Annotated in this window: 18 protein-coding genes; 7 read left to right on the top strand and 11 right to left on the bottom strand. The window is 67.3% G+C overall.

The annotated features are described in order from the left end of the window. Nucleotides 1–18 precede the first annotated feature (18 nt). Nucleotides 19–1,287: an MFS transporter gene (locus IHQ52_RS09210; RefSeq protein WP_006436064.1), complete on the bottom strand. Its 1,269-nt coding sequence runs from the start codon at nt 1,285–1,287 to the stop codon at nt 19–21. 131 nt (nt 1,288–1,418) lie between these two features. On the opposite strand from IHQ52_RS09210, the gene IHQ52_RS09205 reads away from it, so the two are divergent. Next, on the top strand, nt 1,419–4,118 hold the full coding sequence (locus IHQ52_RS09205) for a cation-translocating P-type ATPase (protein ID WP_238064206.1): 2,700 nt from the start codon (nt 1,419–1,421) through the stop codon (nt 4,116–4,118). Nucleotides 4,119–4,211: 93 nt separating this feature from the next. On the opposite strand, the gene pdxH is transcribed toward IHQ52_RS09205, so the two are convergent. Continuing rightward, on the bottom strand, nt 4,212–4,907 hold the full coding sequence (gene pdxH, locus IHQ52_RS09200; RefSeq protein WP_394854758.1) for a pyridoxamine 5'-phosphate oxidase: 696 nt from the start codon (nt 4,905–4,907) through the stop codon (nt 4,212–4,214). A gap of 164 nt (nt 4,908–5,071) precedes the next feature. Here pdxH and IHQ52_RS09195 point away from each other — a divergent pair, with 164 nt between their 5' ends. From IHQ52_RS09195 to IHQ52_RS09180, 4 genes are all read left to right on the top strand, one after another. Further along, nucleotides 5,072–6,199, top strand: a complete 1,128-nt coding sequence (locus tag IHQ52_RS09195) for a citrate synthase 2 (protein WP_006436061.1) — start codon at nt 5,072–5,074, stop codon at nt 6,197–6,199. Nucleotides 6,200–6,572: 373 nt separating this feature from the next. Further along, nucleotides 6,573–7,718, top strand: a complete 1,146-nt coding sequence (gene serC, locus IHQ52_RS09190; protein WP_006436060.1) for a phosphoserine transaminase — start codon at nt 6,573–6,575, stop codon at nt 7,716–7,718. A 235-nt stretch (nt 7,719–7,953) separates the two neighbouring features. Beyond that, complete coding sequence (gene sepH, locus IHQ52_RS09185) at nt 7,954–9,039, top strand: septation protein SepH (RefSeq protein ID WP_238064205.1); 1,086 nt, start codon at nt 7,954–7,956, stop codon at nt 9,037–9,039. A 3-nt stretch (nt 9,040–9,042) separates the two neighbouring features. After that, a complete protein-coding gene (locus IHQ52_RS09180; protein ID WP_006436058.1) occupies nt 9,043–9,816 on the top strand; it encodes a DUF6928 family protein in 774 nt (257 codons plus the stop codon). Nucleotides 9,817–9,881: 65 nt separating this feature from the next. On the opposite strand, the gene IHQ52_RS09175 is transcribed toward IHQ52_RS09180, so the two are convergent. The 3 genes from IHQ52_RS09175 to IHQ52_RS09165 form a co-directional block, all read right to left on the bottom strand. Then, nucleotides 9,882–11,489 (bottom strand): DUF222 domain-containing protein, encoded by a 1,608-nt coding sequence (locus tag IHQ52_RS09175; RefSeq protein WP_006436057.1) that lies wholly within the window; start codon nt 11,487–11,489, stop codon nt 9,882–9,884. Between the two features lie 159 nt (nt 11,490–11,648). After that, on the bottom strand, nt 11,649–11,975 hold the full coding sequence (locus IHQ52_RS09170) for a DUF2537 domain-containing protein (RefSeq protein WP_006436056.1): 327 nt from the start codon (nt 11,973–11,975) through the stop codon (nt 11,649–11,651). Next, nucleotides 11,972–12,826: a TrmH family RNA methyltransferase gene (locus tag IHQ52_RS09165; RefSeq protein WP_159405852.1), complete on the bottom strand. Its 855-nt coding sequence runs from the start codon at nt 12,824–12,826 to the stop codon at nt 11,972–11,974. The genes IHQ52_RS09170 and IHQ52_RS09165 overlap by 4 nt, the downstream gene beginning before the upstream one ends. Nucleotides 12,827–12,922: 96 nt before the next feature. On the opposite strand from IHQ52_RS09165, the gene IHQ52_RS09160 reads away from it, so the two are divergent. Next, entirely contained in the window at nt 12,923–14,173 is a 1,251-nt protein-coding gene (locus IHQ52_RS09160) for a GNAT family N-acetyltransferase (RefSeq protein ID WP_238064204.1), read from the top strand. Between the two features lie 90 nt (nt 14,174–14,263). Here the strand turns inward: IHQ52_RS09160 and IHQ52_RS09155 are convergent, their stop codons facing one another. Both IHQ52_RS09155 and IHQ52_RS09150 read right to left on the bottom strand, forming a co-directional pair. Continuing rightward, complete coding sequence (locus IHQ52_RS09155; protein WP_238064203.1) at nt 14,264–14,728, bottom strand: MarR family winged helix-turn-helix transcriptional regulator; 465 nt, start codon at nt 14,726–14,728, stop codon at nt 14,264–14,266. A gap of 97 nt (nt 14,729–14,825) precedes the next feature. After that, entirely contained in the window at nt 14,826–16,412 is a 1,587-nt protein-coding gene (locus IHQ52_RS09150; RefSeq protein ID WP_238064202.1) for an NCS2 family permease, read from the bottom strand. Between the two features lie 24 nt (nt 16,413–16,436). Between IHQ52_RS09150 and IHQ52_RS09145 the strand changes: the two genes are divergently transcribed. Continuing rightward, a complete protein-coding gene (locus IHQ52_RS09145; protein WP_006436051.1) occupies nt 16,437–16,685 on the top strand; it encodes a DUF2530 domain-containing protein in 249 nt (82 codons plus the stop codon). Here IHQ52_RS09145 and IHQ52_RS09140 read toward each other — a convergent pair. The 4 genes from IHQ52_RS09140 to IHQ52_RS09125 form a co-directional block, all read right to left on the bottom strand. Further along, a complete protein-coding gene (locus IHQ52_RS09140; protein WP_238064201.1) occupies nt 16,682–17,350 on the bottom strand; it encodes a hypothetical protein in 669 nt (222 codons plus the stop codon). The genes IHQ52_RS09145 and IHQ52_RS09140 overlap by 4 nt on opposite strands. 79 nt (nt 17,351–17,429) lie before the next feature. Continuing rightward, nucleotides 17,430–18,596, bottom strand: coding sequence for an MFS transporter (locus IHQ52_RS09135; RefSeq protein ID WP_096273351.1), 1,167 nt, complete (start codon nt 18,594–18,596; stop codon nt 17,430–17,432). A gap of 43 nt (nt 18,597–18,639) precedes the next feature. Further along, on the bottom strand, nt 18,640–19,713 hold the full coding sequence (locus IHQ52_RS09130; RefSeq protein ID WP_006438229.1) for a phosphotransferase family protein: 1,074 nt from the start codon (nt 19,711–19,713) through the stop codon (nt 18,640–18,642). Between the two features lie 48 nt (nt 19,714–19,761). Further along, nucleotides 19,762–21,012, bottom strand: coding sequence for an acyl-CoA dehydrogenase family protein (locus IHQ52_RS09125; RefSeq protein ID WP_006438228.1), 1,251 nt, complete (start codon nt 21,010–21,012; stop codon nt 19,762–19,764). Nucleotides 21,013–21,035: the final 23 nt, after the last annotated feature.

Below are 21,035 nucleotides of genomic sequence, written 5' to 3'. Positions count from 1 at the left end.
GGCCAGGCGTCGAACGGCTCAGGTCCGCTGACCGGCGCGGTACTGGACAAAAGCCGGGATCAACAGGGCCGCAATGATTGTCGCGATCACCACGGCGACACCGCCGAAGGCCGTGGCGGCCGCGACCCCGATCGATGCGGCCGCGGTGCCGTGCGCCACGTCGCCGATCCGGGGGCCACCCGCGACCACCACGATGAACACGCCCTGCAGGCGCCCGCGGACCTCGTCGTTGGCCGCCGCCAGCAGGATCGTCTGACGGAAGGCGGCCGACGCCATGTCGGCGGCACCGCCGATCATCAGCAGCACCACCGCGACGACGAGCATCGGCATCGCCGTGCCGTCGGCGAAGGACACCGCGATGCCGGTTCCGGTGATCGCCAGACCCCAGATGATGATGCAGACGATCACGGCCAGGCCCTGCCGTTCGACGCGCGCGACCCAGCCCGAGAAGATGCCGCCGACCACTGCCCCCGCGGAGATCGCCGTGAACAACAGGGCGAACGCCATGCCGCCGCCCTCCGGTCCGCCGAAGTTCTCGTGTGCCATCTGCGGGAACAGCGCCCTGGGCATGCCGAAGATCATGGCGATGAGGTCGACGAGGAACGACGCCATCAGGATCTTGTGGCCGGTCAGGTACCGGAGCCCTTCGATCACCGAGCGCAGCCCGGCGACCTTGGGCGCCGCGTCGCTCTCCGGACGCAGCGACGGCAACATGACGACCGCGATCAGCGTCGGCAACAGGAACAGGGTGTCGGCGAAGTAGAGCCACGAGTAGCCCAGGATCGGGATCAGCGCTCCGCCGACGAGCGGGCCGGCGATGGCACCCGCCTGCATGACCGTCATGTTCAGCGACAACGCCGCCGGGAGATCCTTGGCGTCGAGCAGTCGTGGCAGCACCGCCGTCCGCGTCGGCTGGTTGACCGCGAAGAACGCCTGTTGAACGGCGAACAGCACCAACAGGATCCACACGTTGCCGCCGCCGGCTGCAGCCTGCACCCAGAACAGCGCACTGCACACGATGAGACCGACGGTGGTGGTGATCAGCAGTGTTCGACGGTCGACGACGTCGGCGAGTGCACCGCCCCACAGCCCGAACACCACCAGCGGGACCAATCCGAACACGCCGGTCAGGCCGACGTAGGCGGAGCTGCCGGTGACCTCGTAGATCTGTGCGGGCACCGCGACGATCGTGAGCTGGGCTCCGACGACGGTGACGATGTTCGCGAGCCACAGGCGCCGGAAAGCGAGAGTGCGCAGCGGCGTCGTATCGGCGAGGTGGCGGCGCATTCTCGCCATCCTAGGACCGCCCGCACACGAGTAGACCGACGCCGGCCCGGACGCCCATTACTGTCGAGGTGTCAGCACCTGTCCATGACCGCGCCCCCGCTCACGGGGCCGAGTGACCCGGGAAAGTCCGCATGACGACGACCACCGAACACCCCCACACGTGGACGGCGGAGGCTCTCGCCGACGGATTGGCAACCGACATCACGGTCGGGCTCACCGACGCCGAGGTCGCCGAACGTCGCTCCGAATACGGCGAGAACCGCTTGCGCAAGGAAGCCCGCGAACCGCCCTGGCGCAAGGTGCTGCGTCTGCTCGCGGACAAGATGACGTTGGTGCTCGTGGCGGCGGCAGCCGTCAGCGCCGGGGTGTCGCGCGAGTGGGAGACGCCGGTGGTGATCCTCGCGGTGATCACGTTCAACACCGTGATCAATTACGTTCAGGAGTCGCGAGCCGAAGAGAGTCTGCGCGCGCTGCGGAGCATGTCGGTGGACTCGTCACGGGTTCGACGAGACGGTCAGGAGCGGTACGTCGAACGCACCGAGCTCGTGCCCGGCGACATCGTCCTGCTCGAGGCCGGCGACGCCGTCCCGGCCGATGGCCGGATCGTGCAGGCGGCCCGGCTGCAGATCGCGGAGTCGGCTCTGACCGGGGAATCGCAGCCGGTCACCAAGACCGCCGATCCCCTCGCCGATCCGAACCTTCCGATCGGCGACCGAACCAACATGGCATTCATGAACACCGAGGTCACCCGCGGCCGGGCGACGATGGTGGTGACCGGAACCGGCATGTCGACCGAGATCGGCACCATTGCTTCGCTTCTGGGCACGGCCGGCGTCGACAAGACTCCCTTGCAGCGACGAATCGACCAGCTTGCGACGCTGCTGACCGTCATCGCGATCGTCGTGGTGAGCATTGTCTTCCTCCTCGGTCTGCTTCGCGGGGAGTCGTGGTCGGACCTGCTGTTGACCGCCGTATCGCTGGCGGTGGCGACCATCCCGGAGGGATTGACCGCAGTCGTCGCATTCACGCTCGCCCTCGGCGCGTCGCGGCTGGCCAAGCGCGGAGCGATCATCAAACAACTGGCGGCCGTCGAGACCCTGGGCAGTACAACCCATATCGCAACCGACAAGACAGGAACGCTGACCCTCAACGAGATGACCGTCCGAAAGCTGGTCGTGGCCGGTCACATCTACCGGGTGACCGGCGGCGGCTACTCGCCCGACGGCAAGATCCTCTCCGACAGCGAGGATGCACTTCCCGATTTCCGCCGGGCCCTCCTGGCGATGTCGCTGTGCAACGATGCGTCGGTCGACGACGGTGTGCTGGTGGGTGACCCGACCGAGGGTGCGCTGGTCGTGCTCGCCGAGAAGGGCGGCATAGATGTGGTCGGCGCCCGGGCGAATCATCCGCGTCTCGCCGAGGTGCCTTTCGACTCCGACTACAAGTTCATGGCGACCTACCACGAGAGCAGCCTGCCGGGCACCGGCCCGTACCGGTGCTATGCCAAGGGCGCCCCGGGTGTGTTGATGAGTCGGGCGACGATGGTGCGTACCTCCGAGGGCGACCGCGCGATCACCGACGAAGATCGCGACCTGATCGCGGCGGCTGTCGACGAGCTCGGCCACGAAGGGCTGCGCACCCTCATGATCGCCGGGACGACGTTGGCCGAACTACCCGACGAGTCCTCGCTTTTCGACGCCGTCGACAACCTCGCGATATACGCGGTGGTCGGCATCCTCGACCCTCCTCGACCGGAAGCACGCGAAGCCATCGCGACCGCCCACGAGGCCGGGATCGGCGTCCACATGATCACCGGTGATCACCTCACCACCGCGTCGGCGATCGCCACCGACCTCGGCATCGAGGGCGAACCGCTCTCCGGCGGCACCATCGACGACATCAGCGACGACGAGTTGCGAGCACGCGCAGCCCATTTCGGGGTTCTCGCCCGGGTGGCACCGGAACACAAGATCCGTTATGTCGAGGCTTTGCAGGCGAATGGCGAGGTGGTCGCGATGACCGGCGACGGCGTCAACGACGCACCCGCCCTCAAGCAGGCCGACATCGGCATCGCCATGGGTATCACCGGCACCGACGTCTCCAAGGGTGCAGCGAAGATGATCCTCACCGACGACAACTTCGCGACCATCGTCTCCGCGGTGCGCGACGGTCGCGGAATCTACGCCAACATCGTCAAGTTCGTGAAGTTCCAGCTCACCACGGCGTGGGGCTTCGTCCTCATCTTCCTCACCGCGGGTATCACGGGAATCGCCGGGGGCGCACCGTTCACCGCGCTGCAGATCCTGTGGGTCAACATCATCATGGACGGCCCTCCGGCGCTCGCACTCGGTGTCGACGCCACCGAGCCCGGCACGATGAAGCAGAAGCCGAGATCGCCCGGCGAACGACTGCTCAGCCGTAATCGCGTGCTCCGCATCCTCACACTCGCCATCGTCATGACCGTCGGCACCATCCTGACCCTGGTGTTCGCCGACGACATCTTCCCCGGCAGCGCCCGCGACCCGCTCTTCGCGGGCACGCTGGGTTTCACGACCTTCGTCTTCTACCAGGTGTTCAACCTGCTCAACGTGCGTTCGGATCGTGGGTCGGTGTTCTCCCTGCAGACCCTGACCAATCAAGCGATCTGGATCTCCCTGGTGGCGGTGATCGTGCTGCACGTGGCGGTCGTCAACGTGGGCTTCCTCCAGGACCTGTTCGACACCACTTCCCTCACCGCCACCGAGTGGCTCTACGCCGTTGTCGTCGCGTCGTCGGTTCTGGTGGTCGAGGAGATCCGCAAGGCAGTGGTCCGCGCAGTGTGGCGCTTCTGATACGGACCGCCGAGACACCGGACGCCCTGCGGTGGACGCACGATCGGGAGGTTGCGCCGGTGTCGGACCCGGCGGATCCGCCGGGTCGCAGGTTCAGGGCTGCAGCCGCTCGACGCGCCATTCGTGGTCGACGTGGGTGAGGCGCACCCGGTTGTGCAGGCGGTTCGCCCGCCCCTGCCAGAACTCGACCTCCACCGGAACGATGCGGTAGCCGCCCCAGTTCGACGGGACGGGGATCTCGTCGCCGGCGTCGAACCCGCCGTACTGCTCGGCCAGCTCGGCGGCCTTCTGCTCGAGTTCGAGGCGGCTGCCGATCGGCCGGGACTGTTCCGACGCGGCGGCCGACAACTGTGATCCCCGCGGTCGGATCTCCCAATAGGCCTGCGTCTCTTCGGTACTGAGGTGTTCGACCGGCCCGCGGAAATGGACCTGGCGCTCCAGGGCGATCCACGGGAAGGTCACCGATGCATGGGGATTCGCGGCCATGTGCTGGCCCTTGTCCGACTCGTAGCCGGAGAAGAACACCACGCCGTTGGCGTCGACGCCCTTGCACAGCACGGTCCGGGTCGACGGCCGGCCGTCGGCGTCGACGGTGCCGAGGACCATCGCATTCGGTTCCGCGATCCGGGCGTCGAGCGCTTCTTTCAGCCAGACACTGAACAGGTCGAGCCACGGCGGGTCGCCGCGGAGCCAGCTCGGGTCGAGGTTCTCACGGATGCCGTCGGCGCCGGCCGCACGATCGCCCTCGCCGATGTTGGGCGGAATACCCCCGCCGTAGCCGACGCGCATGTTCGGCAGATCGATCGATTCGAGCGGTTTCTCCAACACTCGGCTGAATTTACTCCGACAACTCAGTTACTCCCTGGTACACGCGGAGGGTGGTGCTGATCTACAGTTCGATCTGATCGACGCATGCGATTTCAGGACACAGTTGTCTCAGTGAGGTGGTTGTCATGGCCAACGCGGTTCCCGACGATTTCGTTCCAGGTCTCGAAGGCGTGGTGGCGTTCACCACCGATATCGCGGAGCCCGACAAGAACGGCGGCAACCTGCGCTATCGCGGCGTCGACATCGAGGATCTCGTCGAGAACAAGGTGACCTTCGCCGACGTCTGGGCCCTTCTCGTCGACGGAAAGTTCGGCGACGGACTGCCGCCGGCCGAGCCGTTTCCGCTACCCATCCACACCGGCGACGTGCGCGTCGACGTCCAGGCGGCGCTCGCCATGCTGGCCCCGATCTGGGGTTACGAACCGCTCCTCGACATCGACGACGCCACCGCGCGGGAAAATCTCGCACGCGCCTCGGTGATGGCGTTGTCGTATGTCGCGCAGTCGGCCCGCGGCATCCATCAGCCCGCCGTCCCGCAGCACGTCATCGACGAATGCTCGACCGTGACCGAACGGTTCATGACCCGTTGGAAGGGCGATCCCGACCCCAAGCACGTGGCCGCCATCGACGCCTACTGGGTGAGCGCGGCCGAGCACGGCATGAATGCGTCGACGTTCACCGCACGCGTGATCGCCTCCACCGGCGCCGACGTCGCGGCGTCGCTGTCGGGTGCCATCGGTGCCATGTCCGGACCCCTGCACGGCGGCGCGCCGGCCCGCGTGCTGCCGATGATCGAAGAGGTCGAGAAGACCGGTGACGCACGAGGATTGGTGAAGGGCATCCTCGACCGCAAGGAGAAGCTGATGGGCTTCGGGCACCGCGTGTACCGCGCCGAGGATCCGCGCGCCCGCGTGCTCCGACGCACCGCCCAAGAACTCGGGGTCCCGCGTTTCGAGGTCGCCGCCGCGCTCGAGCAGGCTGCTCTCACCGAGCTTCGCGAACGACGCCCCGACCGGGCGATCGAGACGAATGTCGAGTTCTGGGCCGCGGTCATCCTCGACTTCGCCGAGGTTCCGACGCACATGATGCCCGCGATGTTCACCTGCGGCCGCACCGCCGGCTGGTGCGCCCACATCCTGGAGCAGAAGCGTCTGGGCAAGCTGGTCCGTCCCGCCGCCATCTACACCGGTCCCGCCCCGCGACGCCCCGAAGACGTCGAGGGCTGGGGCGACGTGGTCAAGCCCGGGCTGTAGACCACACCACCGCGAGATCTTCACCTGGCCGCAGAATCGCCGGCCACAGAGAGTTCAGTTTCACTGCAACGCTGCCCGACGGGTCAATCGGATCGCAACCCTGACACCGAAGCTGTTCGGCGAGCAGGGATTTCCAAGCCTTCCTCAGACCCCGGCATGGCCGGTGCCTTAGTCTCCGCACAATCGAGAGGTCAACCCAGATCGCGCGCTGCGCCGATCACTTGAACGTGACCGGCAGCCCGAGCTGGTCGACGGTCGACCCGAGCGTATGCATAGCGCTTCTGCCCGAAAATGGCGATTCTGCGCGCGGTCGGAACGGAAAAAGCCGAGGCGCCAAGAAGGTGGTGTCCGCCACAACCCTAGAATCGAGCCCATGAGCGATACCGCAACCGCACCCATCACCCTGCCCGCCGACCTGCTGCCGTCGGACGGCCGCTTCGGTTGCGGACCGTCGAAGGTACGCCCCGAGCAGTTGCAGTCCCTCGTCGACACCGGCGCGTCGGTATTCGGCACCAGTCACCGCCAGGCACCGGTCAAGAACGTCGTCGGCTCGATCCGTGAGGGTCTGGCCGATCTGTTCTCGCTGCCGGAGGGCTACGAGGTCGTCATCTCCAACGGTGGCACCACCGCCTTCTGGGACGCCGCCGCCTTCGGTCTGATCAAGCAGCGCTCGCTGCATCTCACCTACGGCGAATTCTCGTCGAAGTTCGCGACCGTCGCCAAGAAGGCGCCGTTCCTGGACTCGCCCGCGGTCATCTCCACCGACCCCGGCACCGCCCCCGACCCGGCCGCACTGACCGCCGACGACTTCGGCGGCGTCGACCTCATCGGCTGGGCCCACAACGAGACCTCGACCGGTGTCGCCGTGCCGGTCCTGCGACCTGCAGAGTCCGACGACGCGCTCATCGCCATCGACGCCACCTCCGGCGCCGGCGGTCTCCCCGTGAACATCGCCGACGCGGACGTCTACTACTTCGCACCGCAGAAGTGCTTCGCCTCCGACGGCGGCCTGTGGGTGGCACTGATGAGCCCGCGTGCACTCGCCCGCATCGCGAAGATCGCCGAGACCGATCGCTGGTGCCCGGAGTTCCTGTCGCTGCCGACCGCCGTCGACAACAGCAGCAAGAATCAGACCTACAACACCCCGGCCGTCGGCTCGCTGCTCCTGTTCGCCAACCAGATCGAGTGGATGAACAACAACGGCGGCCTCGACTGGTGTGTCTCGCGCACCGCCGACTCCAGCTCGCGTCTCTACCAGTGGGCCGAGGCCAGTGAGTTCGCGACGCCGTTCGTCGCCGAGCCCGCCAACCGCAGCCAGGTCGTCGGCACCATCGACTTCAACGATGACGTCGACGCCGCCGCGATCGCCAAGACCCTGCGCGCCAACGGTGTCGTCGACACCGAGCCCTACCGCAAGCTGGGACGCAACCAGCTGCGTATCGGTATGTTCCCGGCCATCGAGCCCGAGGACGTCACCAAGCTCACCAAGTGCATCGATTACATCGTCGAGCGTCTCTGAGCACGGCGAAGACCTACACCGTCACCGGCGCGTCCGTACCTTCGGGTCGACGCGCCGGTGGCGTTCAGGCCAGCGGGTAGCCTGGACAACACAGACCACATACGACGCACCCATCGCTGGTGTCGCACGGACCCCACGCGTTCTGAACTGCGGTTTTACCGCGTGTCCCACAGTGAATCGGCAGATCGGTGAGTTAATGTGGCCCCAATGCGTGCACCCACCGGAGGAGGAGCAGATGCGTGAGCTCCGCGTCGTCGGAGTGGAAACCGACGGTTCCCACGTCATCTGCCAAGACCCTCAATCGGGTGAGAAATTCCGGATCGCCTCCGATGAACGCCTTCGCGCCGCGGCCCGCGGCGACATCACCAGGCTGGGACAGATCGAGATCGAGATGGAAAGTGCATTGAGGCCACGAGAGATCCAGGCACGAATCCGCGCGGGTGCGTCCGTCGCCGAGGTCGCCGCCGCGGCGGGGGTGGGTGTCGACAAGATCGAACGTTTCGCCCACCCGGTATTGCTCGAACGCTCCCGCGCCACCGAGCTGGCCGGAGCAGCTCACCCGATCCGGCACGACGGGCCGGCGGTTGCGACCCTTGCCGAATCCGTGGCGGAGGGGCTCGTCGCATACGGCCACAACCCGGCCGACGCCGACTGGGACGCCTGGAAGGACGACAGCGGCTACTGGGTCGTGCAGGTCGCGTGGAGCGTCGGACGCACCGACAACCTCGCGCACTGGCGTTATCAGCCCGGCACGCACGGCGGCACCGTCGATCCGCTCGACGATCTCGCCGACGAGCTGACACACCCCGAGACCATCGCACCGCGGCGTCGACTCATGCCGGTCGCCACTCCGGAGATCGCCGTCGAGACCACATCGGACGGGCGTGAAGAAGTCACGCTCGACGCCAACTCGCTGATCGGTGCCCAGCGCGCGCGCCAGGAACGTCGTGCGGTGCGGGAGGACAACGGCACCGTTCCTCTCGATTTCGGGTTCGACGAGGAGACCACCGCCCACGCGCCCCCGGCACCGGTCACCCCGATCGCCGCCCCCGTTGCGCAGGCGCCTGTCCAGACCACAACCATGGAACCGGACGCCGCTTCGGCGTCATCCCCGGCGGACACACCCGGGCGCGACAGGACCGATGCCGAAGCGGACACCGCGTCGGCGACCGACCACGACACCGACTCGCCGGAGGGCCCTGCGACACGCGAGCCCGGACCCGCTCACGCCGAACGTCCGCGCAAGAAGAAGCCACGCAAGCCCGCCGTGCCCGCGTGGGAGGACGTCCTGCTCGGCGTACGCAGCAACGGGAACAGCTGACATATGTCGGCACGCGCGGCCACCGTCTGGTTCATCGACTCTTCCGACCCGGCCGACGACCTACGCAGCGTCGTGCGCGCACCGCGGCACGATCATCAGCACGCCCAGCAACTCGCGTCGAAGATCTACGGCGACAGCGTTCTCGTCCCGCTCGTCGACACCGACCTGGCGACCGCAGCCGCCGCGAAGGATCACCACGTCTACGCGGGGTTCTACGGTTCGCTCGCGGTCATCTCATGCTCGCTGTTCGAGACGGCCGTCCCCTCGACGCTGACCCGGACGCTGGCCGCGATCCGCCCGAGCGCGGTGACGACGCTGCTCTACACCGAACCCGACACGTCGTTCGGGGCGTTCGCGCGCTGGGAATCGGGGTCACTCCGACGCTCGTTCTCCGCCGACCCGGTGACCATCCATGAGGACCACGGGCTCCCGTTCACCTTCGAGAAACCGTTCTGGGGTGGCGAGTACCCGCTCACCTACGCCGAAGGTGTCCCCAACCAGGGGATGGCGCTGCCTTTCCATCCGGCCCAGCTTGCCGAGGAGGCCAACCGGTCCTGGCTCGGGTTCCGCTACACCCATCCGCTCGCCCCGACCGACCTCGACCCGGCCGACATCACCGTCACCGGCTTCGCGCTCCACCCGGCGGAGTACGAGCCGACCGCCGCCGATTTCGAGAACTATCGCCGAGCCACCGCCGCCCACGCCGGGGAACGCGCCGCGCCGCCAGAGGGCCGTCCGCGCAAGCGCGGACGCATCCGGGAGTATTTCGGCTTCTGACCGCTCCTCGTGCCCGAGCCCGTGGATGACTTCGAGTGTCTCGACTTCGGGGATCTGGGCTCAGGTCAGAGGCGGCTGAGTAGTTCGGCGAGGTGTGTTTCGATGAGCGACCGGGGATCCGCGCGCAGTTCGCGGCTCGGCGGGACGACCCGTGGCCGGTGGTCGATGACTCTGCGCACCACAAGGCGTGCTTCATCGCCGGACGCCGTTGCGGGTCCGTGGATCTCGTTACGTACCTGTTGGAGGTGTTCGATGAACCGGCGGGGTATGTCGGGTCGCCGGTTGATGCGTTCGGGGTTGGGTGGTGCCCCGGGCTCGGCGTTGAGCCGCCAGACGCAGCGGCCTTCATCGGATCCTTCACGGACCATCCGGGTGGTGTACTGGCCGGGTTGCTCTCCGACCATGCGGTTGTGTTTCGGACATGCGGGTGCGAGGTCGGTGATGTCGGTGAGTCCGCCGAGGCCCCAATCGAGTTGGGCGTGATGCATTTCCACGTGTGCGGCGGAGAGGTCGCAGTCGGGTGTGGAGCAGTTTTCGCCGTCGGGGCGGGCGAAGGACACCAGGCGCTGTTCGCGGGTGGCCAGGCGCTTGCCGCGTCCGAAGTAGAGCGGGACGGCGGTGGCGTCCTTGAACACCGCCAGCCATGGTTGGGCGTCGGCGGCCAGGTTGACGAGATCTTTGATCGGGATCAGGGTGCCGGTCGCGGTGGTGGCGAAGCCGGCTTCACGGATCAGATCGTTCAGATCGGCCTTGAAGATCATCTGCACGGGTAGTCCGCGGTGGCTCTTACCCAGTAGACCGTCCTCGAACACAGCTTTCAGCAGTGCGTTGAAGGCGTCGTGGTTGAGCTGGGCCGGGGTGCGGTCATCCCGCTCGGCGGCTGCGGCGACCACGTCGGGGTCGGCGTCGTCGATCGAGCCATGGGGTGATTCAGGGTCGTCGGGGTTGTTCATGCCGGGTTTGGCCCAGACGGCGAGCAGCATGGTGACCCGGGCAAGCAGTTCGGGTGTCAGGGTGCCGGTGAGTTTGGCCGTGCCGTCGGCACGCTGCCGGTCGACCCACAGATTCCGGCGGCGCTGGCGATCCGAATCGTCGGTGAGGGTGCCGTCGGGGTCGAGGTGGGCCAGCAGTCGGGATCCCAGGGCGGTGATGTCGGCCGGCGTGTGGTCGACGGCGATCTCGGTCATCTGAACTTCGGCGGCGATCTTCACGTCGTGGTCGACGGCGTGCGGAATCTGGTCGAGGACATCGATGACCGCACGAACATGGGCGGGGCCGACATGCCCGTCGGCAAAGGCCTCGGCCAGGGTGGGGTGCTGGGGTGGGAGCGGTTCACCGGTCGGGCTGGAAAAGGTTGCGGTGGCCGACATCTGGTCGCGGCGACGCATGGGTTCGGCGATCCGGAGGCGATGGGTCATGAACTGGATGACACTGCGATGACCGGTCTTACGCGGTAGGTCACGTTCGGTGGCTTCGACGACCTGACGGTCCCCGGCAAAACTCAGTCGCGCCATGGCCCTTTCGGTCTCGGCGGCGAGATCGACGAGTTCGGCATCCGAACACTGCGTCAGGTTCACCGTCTGCAACTGGTCGATGAGCGAATGGATTTGATCGACGAGCGCGGCAGCTCCGGAAGGCGGGACCGCGGCGGCGGGCCGTGCGCTGTCTGCCAAGACGGTCACCCCCGGAGAACACTGATCGAATACATGTTCGACTGTACACGGGAATGCGCTGGTCCGCACCGAATCTTGACGTCCACTCATCGGCTCGGCCCTGTCGGTGGTGTCTGGTAGGTGAGGCTTGGGCCAGGTGTTGTCCGCGCGGTGGCAGAGCTAACGACCCATGATCAGCAACGCGATCGACGACGTCACCCCGGCCAGGAAGCCGATGAGCAGGCCCCAGACGATCCAGCGCCATACGAGGCGGTAGCGGAACTCCCAGAGGGTCCAGCCGAGGCCACCGGCGACGACGAGCACCGCGGCGATGCCGAGGAACTTCAGGATGCCGCCGATCAGTTCGTAGATCCCGACGAGCACGAACGCCCCGAAGAGTGCGCAGACGGCGGATACGCCGATGCCGAGCGCCCAGGGCGTGGGCTCGGTGTGCCCCACCCACGGAGTGGGCTCGCCATTCCGATCGAACGGTTCGGGAGTGTTCACTCCCCCATCGTGCCCGACCGGACACGCTCGTAGAACGCGACGGCCGCGGCTGTCGCAACGTTGAGCGAGTCGGTTCCGCGACTCATCGGGATGCGGGCCTTCACATCCGTCGACGCCATCGCCGACGCGGTGAGGCCGGGCCCTTCGGCGCCCACCAGGAATCCGATCTTCTCGGCGTCGACCGCCTCGGCGAGCGTCACCGCGTCGGGGTCCGGGGTCATCGAGACGAGACGGAAGTCGCGGGAACGCAGTTCGTCGAGACCACGGGGCCACTCGTCGAACTTGGCGAACGGCACCAGCAGGGCATGACCCATCGAGACGCGAACGCAACGCCGGTACAACGGGTCGGCGCAGCCCTGACCGAACAGGACGGCGTCGACGCCGAGGCCGGCGGCGTTGCGGAAGATCGAGCCGATGTTCTCGTGATCGTTGACGCCTTCGAGGATCGCCACGGTGCGCGCGGTCTCGACGATGTCCGGCACCGAGAGCACCTCGGGGCGTCGCGAGACGGCGAGGACGCCGCGGTTGAGGTGGAAGCCGACGATCTCCGCCATCACCTCGGCCGAGGCCCGGAAGAACGGGACACCCGACAGCGACGGGTCGCGCAGATCGTCGTCGAGTTCCTTCAGACGCTTGTCGACGCCGAGAAAGGCGTGGGCGGAGAACCTCGAGGCGATCATGCGCTGCGCGACGAGCACGCCTTCGGCGATGACCAGACCGCGTCCGGGGCGTCCGCCGGGCAGAACCGGGAGGTCGGGTCGGCGGTCCACCGAGTTGAGGTCACGGAAGTCCTCGACCCGGGGATCCTGCGGGTCGTCGATGTCGATCACTTCCACTGCGAGCCCGGGCACCGGAACAGTGTGCCACCCGGGCCGTACGTGACCTGCGACACCCGTTCGAACACCCGATGAGTACCCCGGCCTCGCCGATGTGGAAATGTTGAGCCCGTGACCAACAGCGTCTCGACCCCGACGTCACGTCTGTCCCTCCAGCGCGCCACCGACGCCGACTGGGACGACATCATCACCACCGATGCCCGTGCGTTCGCCATGCGCAATCCACTGCCCGACGACGAGCGCGCCGACCTTCGCGGCAAGGTCGCCGACGACGACATCGTCCTGGTGCGCGACACCGGCCTCCCGTCGAAGCCGCTCGTCGGGGTGTCGATGTTCTACCGGATGTCGATGTCGTTACCCGGCGCCGGTGTGGCCGACGCCGCCGGACTGTCGTGGGTGTCCGTGGCGTCGACGCATCGTCGTCGTGGAATCCTGCGCACGATGCTGACCGAGATGTTCGGGCAGTGGGAGGCCGAGAACTACACGTTCGCGATCCTGACCGCGAGTGAGGGCACCATCTACGAACGCTTCGGGTTCGGTCCGGCGTGCTTCTCCAACACCGTGTCCATCACGCCCGGGCATGCACCGATGCGCGGCGATCAGCCGAAGGACGCGACCGTGCGCTTCGCCGACGTCGACGAGATCGCCGCTGCCGTACCCGATCTCCATGCACGCTGGACGCTCACCACCCCCGGCGCGCTCACCCGGACCCCCGCCTGGTGGGCACCGATCCTCGCCGACCGGCCGTCGGAGCGTCCGCTGCCCGCGAGCGGACTGCATTACCTGCTGCACGACGACGGCTACGCCAGTTACCGCATCTACAAGAACGAGAACGGTGGCGTGCGGGGCGAGGTGAACGAGGTCTTCGCGGTCACCGACGACGCCCACTCCGACCTGTGGCGGGTACTGACCAACCTCGACCTGATCCCGTCACTGACCGCCACCATCCCGGTCGACGACCCGTTGCGGCACAAGCTGATCAACGCGCGAGATGTGTCGATCACCGGCCTGCGCGACGAGATGTGGCTATGCATCCTCGACATCCCGGCCGCGTTGGGATCGCGGAAGTACGCCGCCGACCTCGATGCCGTCATCGAGGTCACCGACGAGTTCCGTGGTCACGGAGGGGTTTTCACGGTGTCCGCGCGCGGCGGCGACGCGATCGTCGCACCGGCGGCCGAAACCGCAACGCCCACAGTGAAAATGGACACCTCGGTGCTGTCGAGCATCTACCTCGGCGGCATACGACCGTCGGCCTTCGCGGCGGCCGGCCGGCTCAGCGTCGACTCCCCGACAACGCTTCGAGCTCTGGACCAGGCCTTCACCACCGATCAGGCACCGTTCTCCGGCACGTTCTTCTGACCCTTCGAGACGTCCCTCCGCAAGCTCCAGGACTCCTCAGGGAGCAAAGAGACGTCCCTCCGCAAGCTCCGGGACTCCTCAGGGAGCAGACTAGACCGCCCGGGTGTGCTGCACGTCGGAGTCCGGCTTACCGAGGATCTTGTTGAAGATGATCACGCCCTCGCGCAGGGCGTCCCGTTCGTCCGGCGACAGTTCGCGCAGCCGGTCGCTCAGCCAGGCCTCGCGGGCCGCCAGCTCTTCCTTGATGACCTCCACCCCGTCCTGCGAGAGGGTCACGATGGCCTGACGCCCGTCGGTCGGATGAGGTTCGCGCTTGATCATGCCCAGATCCGACAGCGACGCGATCACCCTCGTCATCGACGGGGGGCGCACCCTCTCAGCCGCGGCGAGAGCACCAGGGGTCATCGGACCTTCGTGGTGCAACGTGTAGAGGGCGGAGAGCTGCGTCAGCGAGACCAGCTTGTTCTCGCGCCGCCCCCTCAGGCGTCGCGCGAGACGTACGACGGCGAGCGACAGGTCGCCGGATAGACTTCCGTCACCATACGGTGAATGCATTACCCCAGAGTAGGGCAGGTATCGACGCCCAGATCCCTAAGCAAAGCAAATTGACCCGGGTGGATGACAAACCGGTCGCAAATTTTGACTACAGGCGTTAGCTGATGAGGTCGGAGATCGGTCCACGAGCGAAGTAGGCGACGAAGACCGCGGCCACCAGCCACAGCAGCGGATGGACCGAGCGTGCCTTGCCGGAGGCGGTGGCCATCACGACCCAGCTGATGAAGCCGATACCGATTCCGTTCGCGATGGAGTACGTGAAGGGCATCGTCACCACGGTCAGGAAGGCCGGCAGCGCGAAGTCGAAACGACGGAAGTCGACTGCCGTCAACTGCCCGATCATCATCGCACCCACCACCACGAGAGCCGGTGCGATCGCCTCGAGCGGGATCACCTCGTAAATCGGGGTCAGGAACATGGCGACCAGGAACAGCACGCCGGTGACGACGTTCGCCAGACCCGTCCGCGCGCCCTCGGCGACACCCGAGGCCGATTCGACGAAGACCGTGTTCGACGACGCCGACGCGGCACCGCCGGCGATGGCGCCGGTCCCCTCGACCACCAGCGCACGGCCGATGCCGGGGAGGTTGCCCTTCTCGTCGGCCAGGCCGGCCTCCTTGCCGAGGCCGGTCATCGTCCCCATCGCATCGAAGAAGTTGGACAGGACGAGAGCGAACACGAACACCGACGCGGCCAGCACACCGATGCGGGTGAACGCGCCGAACAGGTCGACATCTCCGACGAGGCTGAGGTCGGGCAATCCGCCCAGCGCGGTGGGGATGTCGGGCACGGTGAGGCCCCAGCCCGACGGGTTGTCCATGCTGGAGCCGTAGTCGAAGATGCGCTCGAGCACGACCGACAGGACGGTGGTGATCGCGACCCCGATCAGCAGACCGCCCGGGACCTTCCGTACCACCAGGACACCCATGATCAGGACGCCGAGGGCGAAGATCAGCGTCGGGATGGTGGCGATCGAGTTGTCGCTGCCCAGCTGGACCGGAACGGTGGTTCCGGCGGCGTCCGGGATGCGTTTGACGAAGCCGGCGTCGACGAACCCGATGAACGCGATGAACGCGCCGATGCCGGCGGCGATGGCCGCCTTGAGTTCGGCCGGCACCGCGTTGAACACCGCCGTGCGGAATCCCGTCACCGCCAGCAGCACGATGATGATGCCGTCGACCACGACGAGACCCATCGCCTCCGGCCAGGTCACCTCGGGCGCGATCGAGACCGCGAGAAGACTGTTGATCCCGAGACCGGCGGCGATCGCGAACGGATAGTTGGCGACGAGACCGAAGAGGATCGACATCACGCCCGCTACCAGTGCGGTGACCGCGGCGACCTGCGCCAGCGGCAGCACGTTGCCGAGCACGTCGGCGTTCTTGTCGCCGCCGGGGATGCCGCCGATGATGATCGGGTTGAGCACCACGATGTAGGCCATCGTGAAGAACGTGACCAGGCCGCCGCGGAACTCGCGGTTGATCGTCGATCCGCGCTCGGAGATCTTGAAGAAGCGGTCGAGTCGACCGTTGGGCGTCGTCGACGCAGGGCCTGCGGTGGTCGCGGGGCCGGTGTCGACCGTTGCCGGGTCGGCAACACCTGCGTCGGCCGCTTCGGTCGCCTCCGCGGTCGAGGTGTCGGCGGGTGTCAGGTCGCGGGCCTCACTCGGGACATCTTTGGGCACCTGTGGAAAGCTACCCTTTGTCTCATGGCCGATACAGTCGACGTCCCCGAAATACCGCGCGTGCTGCGTGCTCCCGAGCCGGTGATCGTGGTCGGGATGGTGGCCTGGCTGGTGGCTACGGTGGTCGTCGCGGTCAACGATGTGGGCGGCGGCAACGCACTCCGGATCTGTCTGGTCGGGCTCGGCGTCGGCCTTCTCGGCACCACGATCGTGCTGGTCCAGCGGGCCGGCGTCCGCCGAGGCGCCCGCGGTGCGCAGGAGGGTCTGGACTAGATCGGGTCCGCGATTCCCGACGCGCCGCTGCGGTTCTCCCCTGCGCTCGGACGCCGGAACGGCTTGAGCCGGAGGACGTGACGCAGGACAAATCCGAGCACCGGCCGGATGAACGGCACACCCCATCGCCAGGGCAGCCAACCGACCCACCGCGGCGATCCGGCGATCTCCCACGTCACCGTGACGGTGTCGAGCCGAGCGCCGTCGGTGATGGTGAATCGCTCGGCGAAGTTCTTGATGGCGAACGGCAGCGAGATGCCGGTGCCGACCAGGACGAGTTGCTCGCGCTCGGTGACCGCGGCGACCCGCTGCTCGACCGACAGGATGGTGCCCGACATCGTCCGCCGCGATCCGACGCTGATGACACCGGACCCGCGCGTCGTCCACTGCGGCCCGGTGAGGAACGGCAAGCTCGAGAGGTACTCGGCCTCGGTGAGCCGCTCCCACACCTCACGGCGTGACAGCGGCGTCGTCTCCTGCAGGGTGATCGCGAACGACGCCCGACGGTCGATGTAGTCATCGACCTCGTCGAGCGACATGTCCCGCACCGCGAATCGGCTGGGGTTGCCCGCGAGCCCGTGGAGCACGAACAGCGCGATGATCCCGAGCACGCCGAGCACCACCAACACCCCGAGAACGATCAGCAGGATCGTCGTTGCACTCACCCAGGCCCCCAATCAGGTTTCATATATGAGTATCAGAGCGCACGGTGTCGCCACGAGCGAATCCGGGGACGAGTGAAACCTACGTGGCCTCGCCGACCGGGCGCAGGGCTTGTCGCCCGGTCGCCCCGACGCCGAGGGCCACCACCGCGAGGGCGAGCAGCGCGATGGGCAGGGTCGCGAAGGTGGCGATGGCCCCGACCATCAGCGGCCCGCCCGCGTCACCCACCTCGCGTCCGAGTTCGGCGTTGCCCATCGTGCGACCCATCCGTTCGTCGGGCGTCGAGTCGGCCAGATGGGCGAAGGCCAACGGCGTGACGCCCCCGACCATCACCCCGATCGCCGCGGACGCGATCAGCAGCGTCACGGCGTGCGGCACGAACGCAACGAGTATCAGTGCGGCCGCGCCGACGGTCATCCCCGCCAGGGCTCCGGTTCGGATGGTCAACCGACCTTCGTCCCGGTACCGGCCGACCAACGGCTGGACGACGGCGGACACCAGGGCGAGAACCGCTACCGACGCCGCGCCGACGAACGACGGCAGACCCTCGCGCGAGGCCAGTAGCGGCAGGAAGCCCACGGCGACACCGAGAATCGCGGTCGTGGTCGCGAGCAGCATCGTGGGGACGAGGAAGCCGCGCTCGGTCGTCTGACGGGCCAGGTCGGCGAGGGTGTATCGCTGCCGGGGCAGCACAGGCGGCGCGGGTAGTGCGACGGCCACCCAGACCGCGGCGGCAAGGCCGAGGACCGCGAGTGCCGCGTACAGCGACCGAATCCCGCCCAGATACACGAGTCCGACGCCGAGCAAGGGTCCGAACACATAACCCAGGCTCTTCCATGCGCCGTAATGACCGAAGTAGTGCCCCAACCGTTCTCGCCCCGCCAGGCGGGCCACCGCCGCCGACGAAGCGGGCGAGAACGCGGACGCTGCGGCGCCCTGACCGAGCCGGGCGAGCGCGAGAGCCAGCGGCGTCGCGGTCGCCACACCGATCAACGACGCCACCGCGAAGGCGACCAGCCCGCCGAGGATCACCGGTTTGGCCCCGATGCGATCACTCAGAGCCCCGAACAGCGGTTTGAGAACCACCTCGGCGAGGTCGTACAACGCGAGCACCAGGCCCAGGCCCAGCAGCGACAGTCCGATGTCGTCGCTCTCGGAACCGAGAACCGTCGCGACGCCGTGCGCGCCGAACGCCGTGGTAAAACCGGCGAGGTACAGGGGCGCGATCGAACGCGGCGAGGCCGTCACGTCATCACTGTAGAAGCCCGAGACGGCGGGTCGTCCCGGCCGGTCAGCCGGCGACGATCTCGTTCAGCCGGTTGCCGATGATGCCCACCGCGAAACCCAGCCGTTCGAACTCCTTGTTGGTGGTCTGCCCGTGGTAGTAGCGGTAGTAGATCTGCTGGGCGATGACCACGGCCCGGAAGAGTCCGAACGCCTCGTACCACCGCCACCGCTCCGGCGACATCTCGAAACCCATACGCTCGCAATATCGTTCGACGAACTCCGCACGCGTGATCATCCCCGGCAGGTTCGTCGGGACGCGGCGCATGAGCTGCAGCTCGTCGGAGTCGTCGGCTTGGATCCAATAGGCCATCGATCCTGCGAGATCCATCAGCGGGTCACCGAGCGTGGCCATCTCCCAGTCCAGGATGCCGATCACCTTGGTCGGGTCGTCCTTGTCGAGCACCACGTTGTCGAGCTTGAAGTCGTTGTGGATGATGCAGTTCGCGACATCCTCGGGCTGGTTGTCGGCCAGCCACGCCATCGCCGTCTCGAAATCGGGCACGTCGTCGGTGTGCGCGTTGCGGAACCGGGCGGTCCAGCCGTCGACCTGGCGCCGGACGTAGCCGAGTCCCTTCCCGAGGTCGCCGAGACCGGTCTTCGCCGGGTCGACCGAATGCACCTCGACGAGCGTGTCGATGAAGTTGAAGCAGAGTTGCCGTGCCTGATCGGCGTCGAGCGGGACGTCGGCGGGCCACTCCTTGCGCGGGATGACGCCGTCGATGCGACCCATGACGTAGAAGTCGGCCCCGAGGACCGAATCGTCGTCGCAGAAGGCGATCATCGGTGCGATGTACCGGATCACCCCCGAGAGTTCGGACTGGATGCGGTACTCGCGGCGCATGTCATGCGCGCCGCGCGCCTTGGTACCGCGCGGGGCCCGGCGCAGGATCAGGTCCCGCGTCGGGTACCGCAGCAGGTAGGTGAGATTGGAAGCGCCACCGGCGAATTGCCGCACCTCGGGCACCGCGTCGAGGCCCTCGACGTCCGGCGCCGCGGTCCGCAGCCACGTTGCCACCGCCTCGACGTCGAACGCGTCCTCGTCCCGCACCTCGCGCGCCTCGGTCACCTGGTCAGCCATTGTGGGAGTTCACCCTTCTCGTTCGTGGATGTGTGTGGACGGGCGCGGTCAGCGGTACTTCCCGAGTTCCAGGCGGGCAACGACGTTGCGGTGCACCTCATCCGGGCCGTCGGCCAGACGGAGCGAACGTGCACCGACCCAGGCCTGTGCGAGCGGGAAGTCGTCGGTGAGGCCGGCGCCGCCGTGGAGCTGGATGGCCATGTCGATGACGGACAAGGCCATGTTCGGCACCTCGACCTTGATCTCGCTGACCGCGGACAACGCCTCCCGCGACATGCCCTGATCGAGCAGCCACGCGGCATGGTGGACCAGGAGTCGCGACCTGTTGATCGCGATGCGGGCGTCGGCGATCCGTTCGCTGTTACCACCGAGCCGGGCCAGTTGCTTGCCGAATGCCTCACGCGAGAGTGCGCGCCGGACACCGAATTCCAGTGCGCGTTCGGCCAGGCCGATGGCGCGCATGCAGTGATGGACGCGTCCCGGTCCGAGACGACCCTGGGCGATCTCGAAGGCGCGGCCCGGTCCCAGGAGGATGTTCGACGCCGGGACCCGGACGTCGGTGAAGGACACCTCGCCGTGGCCGAACGGTTCGTCGAAATAGCCCATGGTGGTGAGCATCCGGTCGATCTTGACGCCGGGCGTGTCGATCGGGATGAGGACCATGGTGTGGCGCGACTTGCGGTCGGCCTCGGCGTCGGTGACGCCCATGAAGATCAGGACCTTGCAGTCGGGGTGCCCGACACCGGTGGAGAACCACTTGGTGCCGTTGATGACCACATCGTCACCGTCGAGAACAGCCGACGCCGCCATGTTGGTGGCATCCGAGGAGGCGACGGCGGGTTCGGTCATGCAGAAGGCGCTGCGGATGTCGGCCCGCAGCAGCGGCTCCAGCCAGCGCTCGCGCTGCTCCTCGGAGCCGTAACGCAGCAGGACTTCCATGTTCCCGGTGTCGGGGGCGTTGCAGTTGAAGATAACCGGCGACAGCGCCGACGATCCCATCGCCTCGGCGATCGGGGCGTAGTCGACGTTGGACAGGCCCGCTCCCCCGTCGGTCCCGAAGTCGGCGGCGTAGCGGCCGGCGTGGGCAGCCGGGAGGAAGAGATTCCACAGACCCTCGGAACGTGCTTTCGCCTGCAGTTCGGCGATGATCGGCGACGGCGTCCAAGGATTGCCGTCCCCCTCGCGACGTTCCTTGATGTCCTGGTGGATCCGGGATTCGACGGGTTCGATCTCGTTGGTGACGAACGCCCGCACTCGCTCGGTGAGGTCGGCGGACCGTGGTGACGGAGAGAAATCCATTCCCCGACCGTATCGCGGAGGCC

Source organism: Gordonia amicalis (assembly GCF_022059885.1).
Classification (GTDB): Bacteria; Actinomycetota; Actinomycetes; order Mycobacteriales; family Mycobacteriaceae; genus Gordonia; species Gordonia amicalis.
This window is presented reverse-complemented; position numbering and strand designations above follow the sequence as displayed.

Coding starts and splice junctions, on each gene's coding strand:
- IHQ52_RS09210 (WP_006436064.1), bottom strand. CDS start 1,287: ATGCGCCGCCACCTCGCCGATACGACGCCGCTGCGCACTCTCGCTTTC.
- IHQ52_RS09145 (WP_006436051.1), top strand. CDS start 16,437: ATGGCCGATACAGTCGACGTCCCCGAAATACCGCGCGTGCTGCGTGCT.
- IHQ52_RS09125 (WP_006438228.1), bottom strand. CDS start 21,012: ATGGATTTCTCTCCGTCACCACGGTCCGCCGACCTCACCGAGCGAGTG.
- IHQ52_RS09180 (WP_006436058.1), top strand. CDS start 9,043: ATGTCGGCACGCGCGGCCACCGTCTGGTTCATCGACTCTTCCGACCCG.
- serC (WP_006436060.1), top strand. CDS start 6,573: ATGAGCGATACCGCAACCGCACCCATCACCCTGCCCGCCGACCTGCTG.
- pdxH (WP_394854758.1), bottom strand. CDS start 4,907: ATGCGCGTCGGCTACGGCGGGGGTATTCCGCCCAACATCGGCGAGGGC.
- IHQ52_RS09130 (WP_006438229.1), bottom strand. CDS start 19,713: ATGGCTGACCAGGTGACCGAGGCGCGCGAGGTGCGGGACGAGGACGCG.
- sepH (WP_238064205.1), top strand. CDS start 7,954: ATGCGTGAGCTCCGCGTCGTCGGAGTGGAAACCGACGGTTCCCACGTC.
- IHQ52_RS09155 (WP_238064203.1), bottom strand. CDS start 14,728: ATGCATTCACCGTATGGTGACGGAAGTCTATCCGGCGACCTGTCGCTC.
- IHQ52_RS09195 (WP_006436061.1), top strand. CDS start 5,072: ATGGCCAACGCGGTTCCCGACGATTTCGTTCCAGGTCTCGAAGGCGTG.
- IHQ52_RS09205 (WP_238064206.1), top strand. CDS start 1,419: ATGACGACGACCACCGAACACCCCCACACGTGGACGGCGGAGGCTCTC.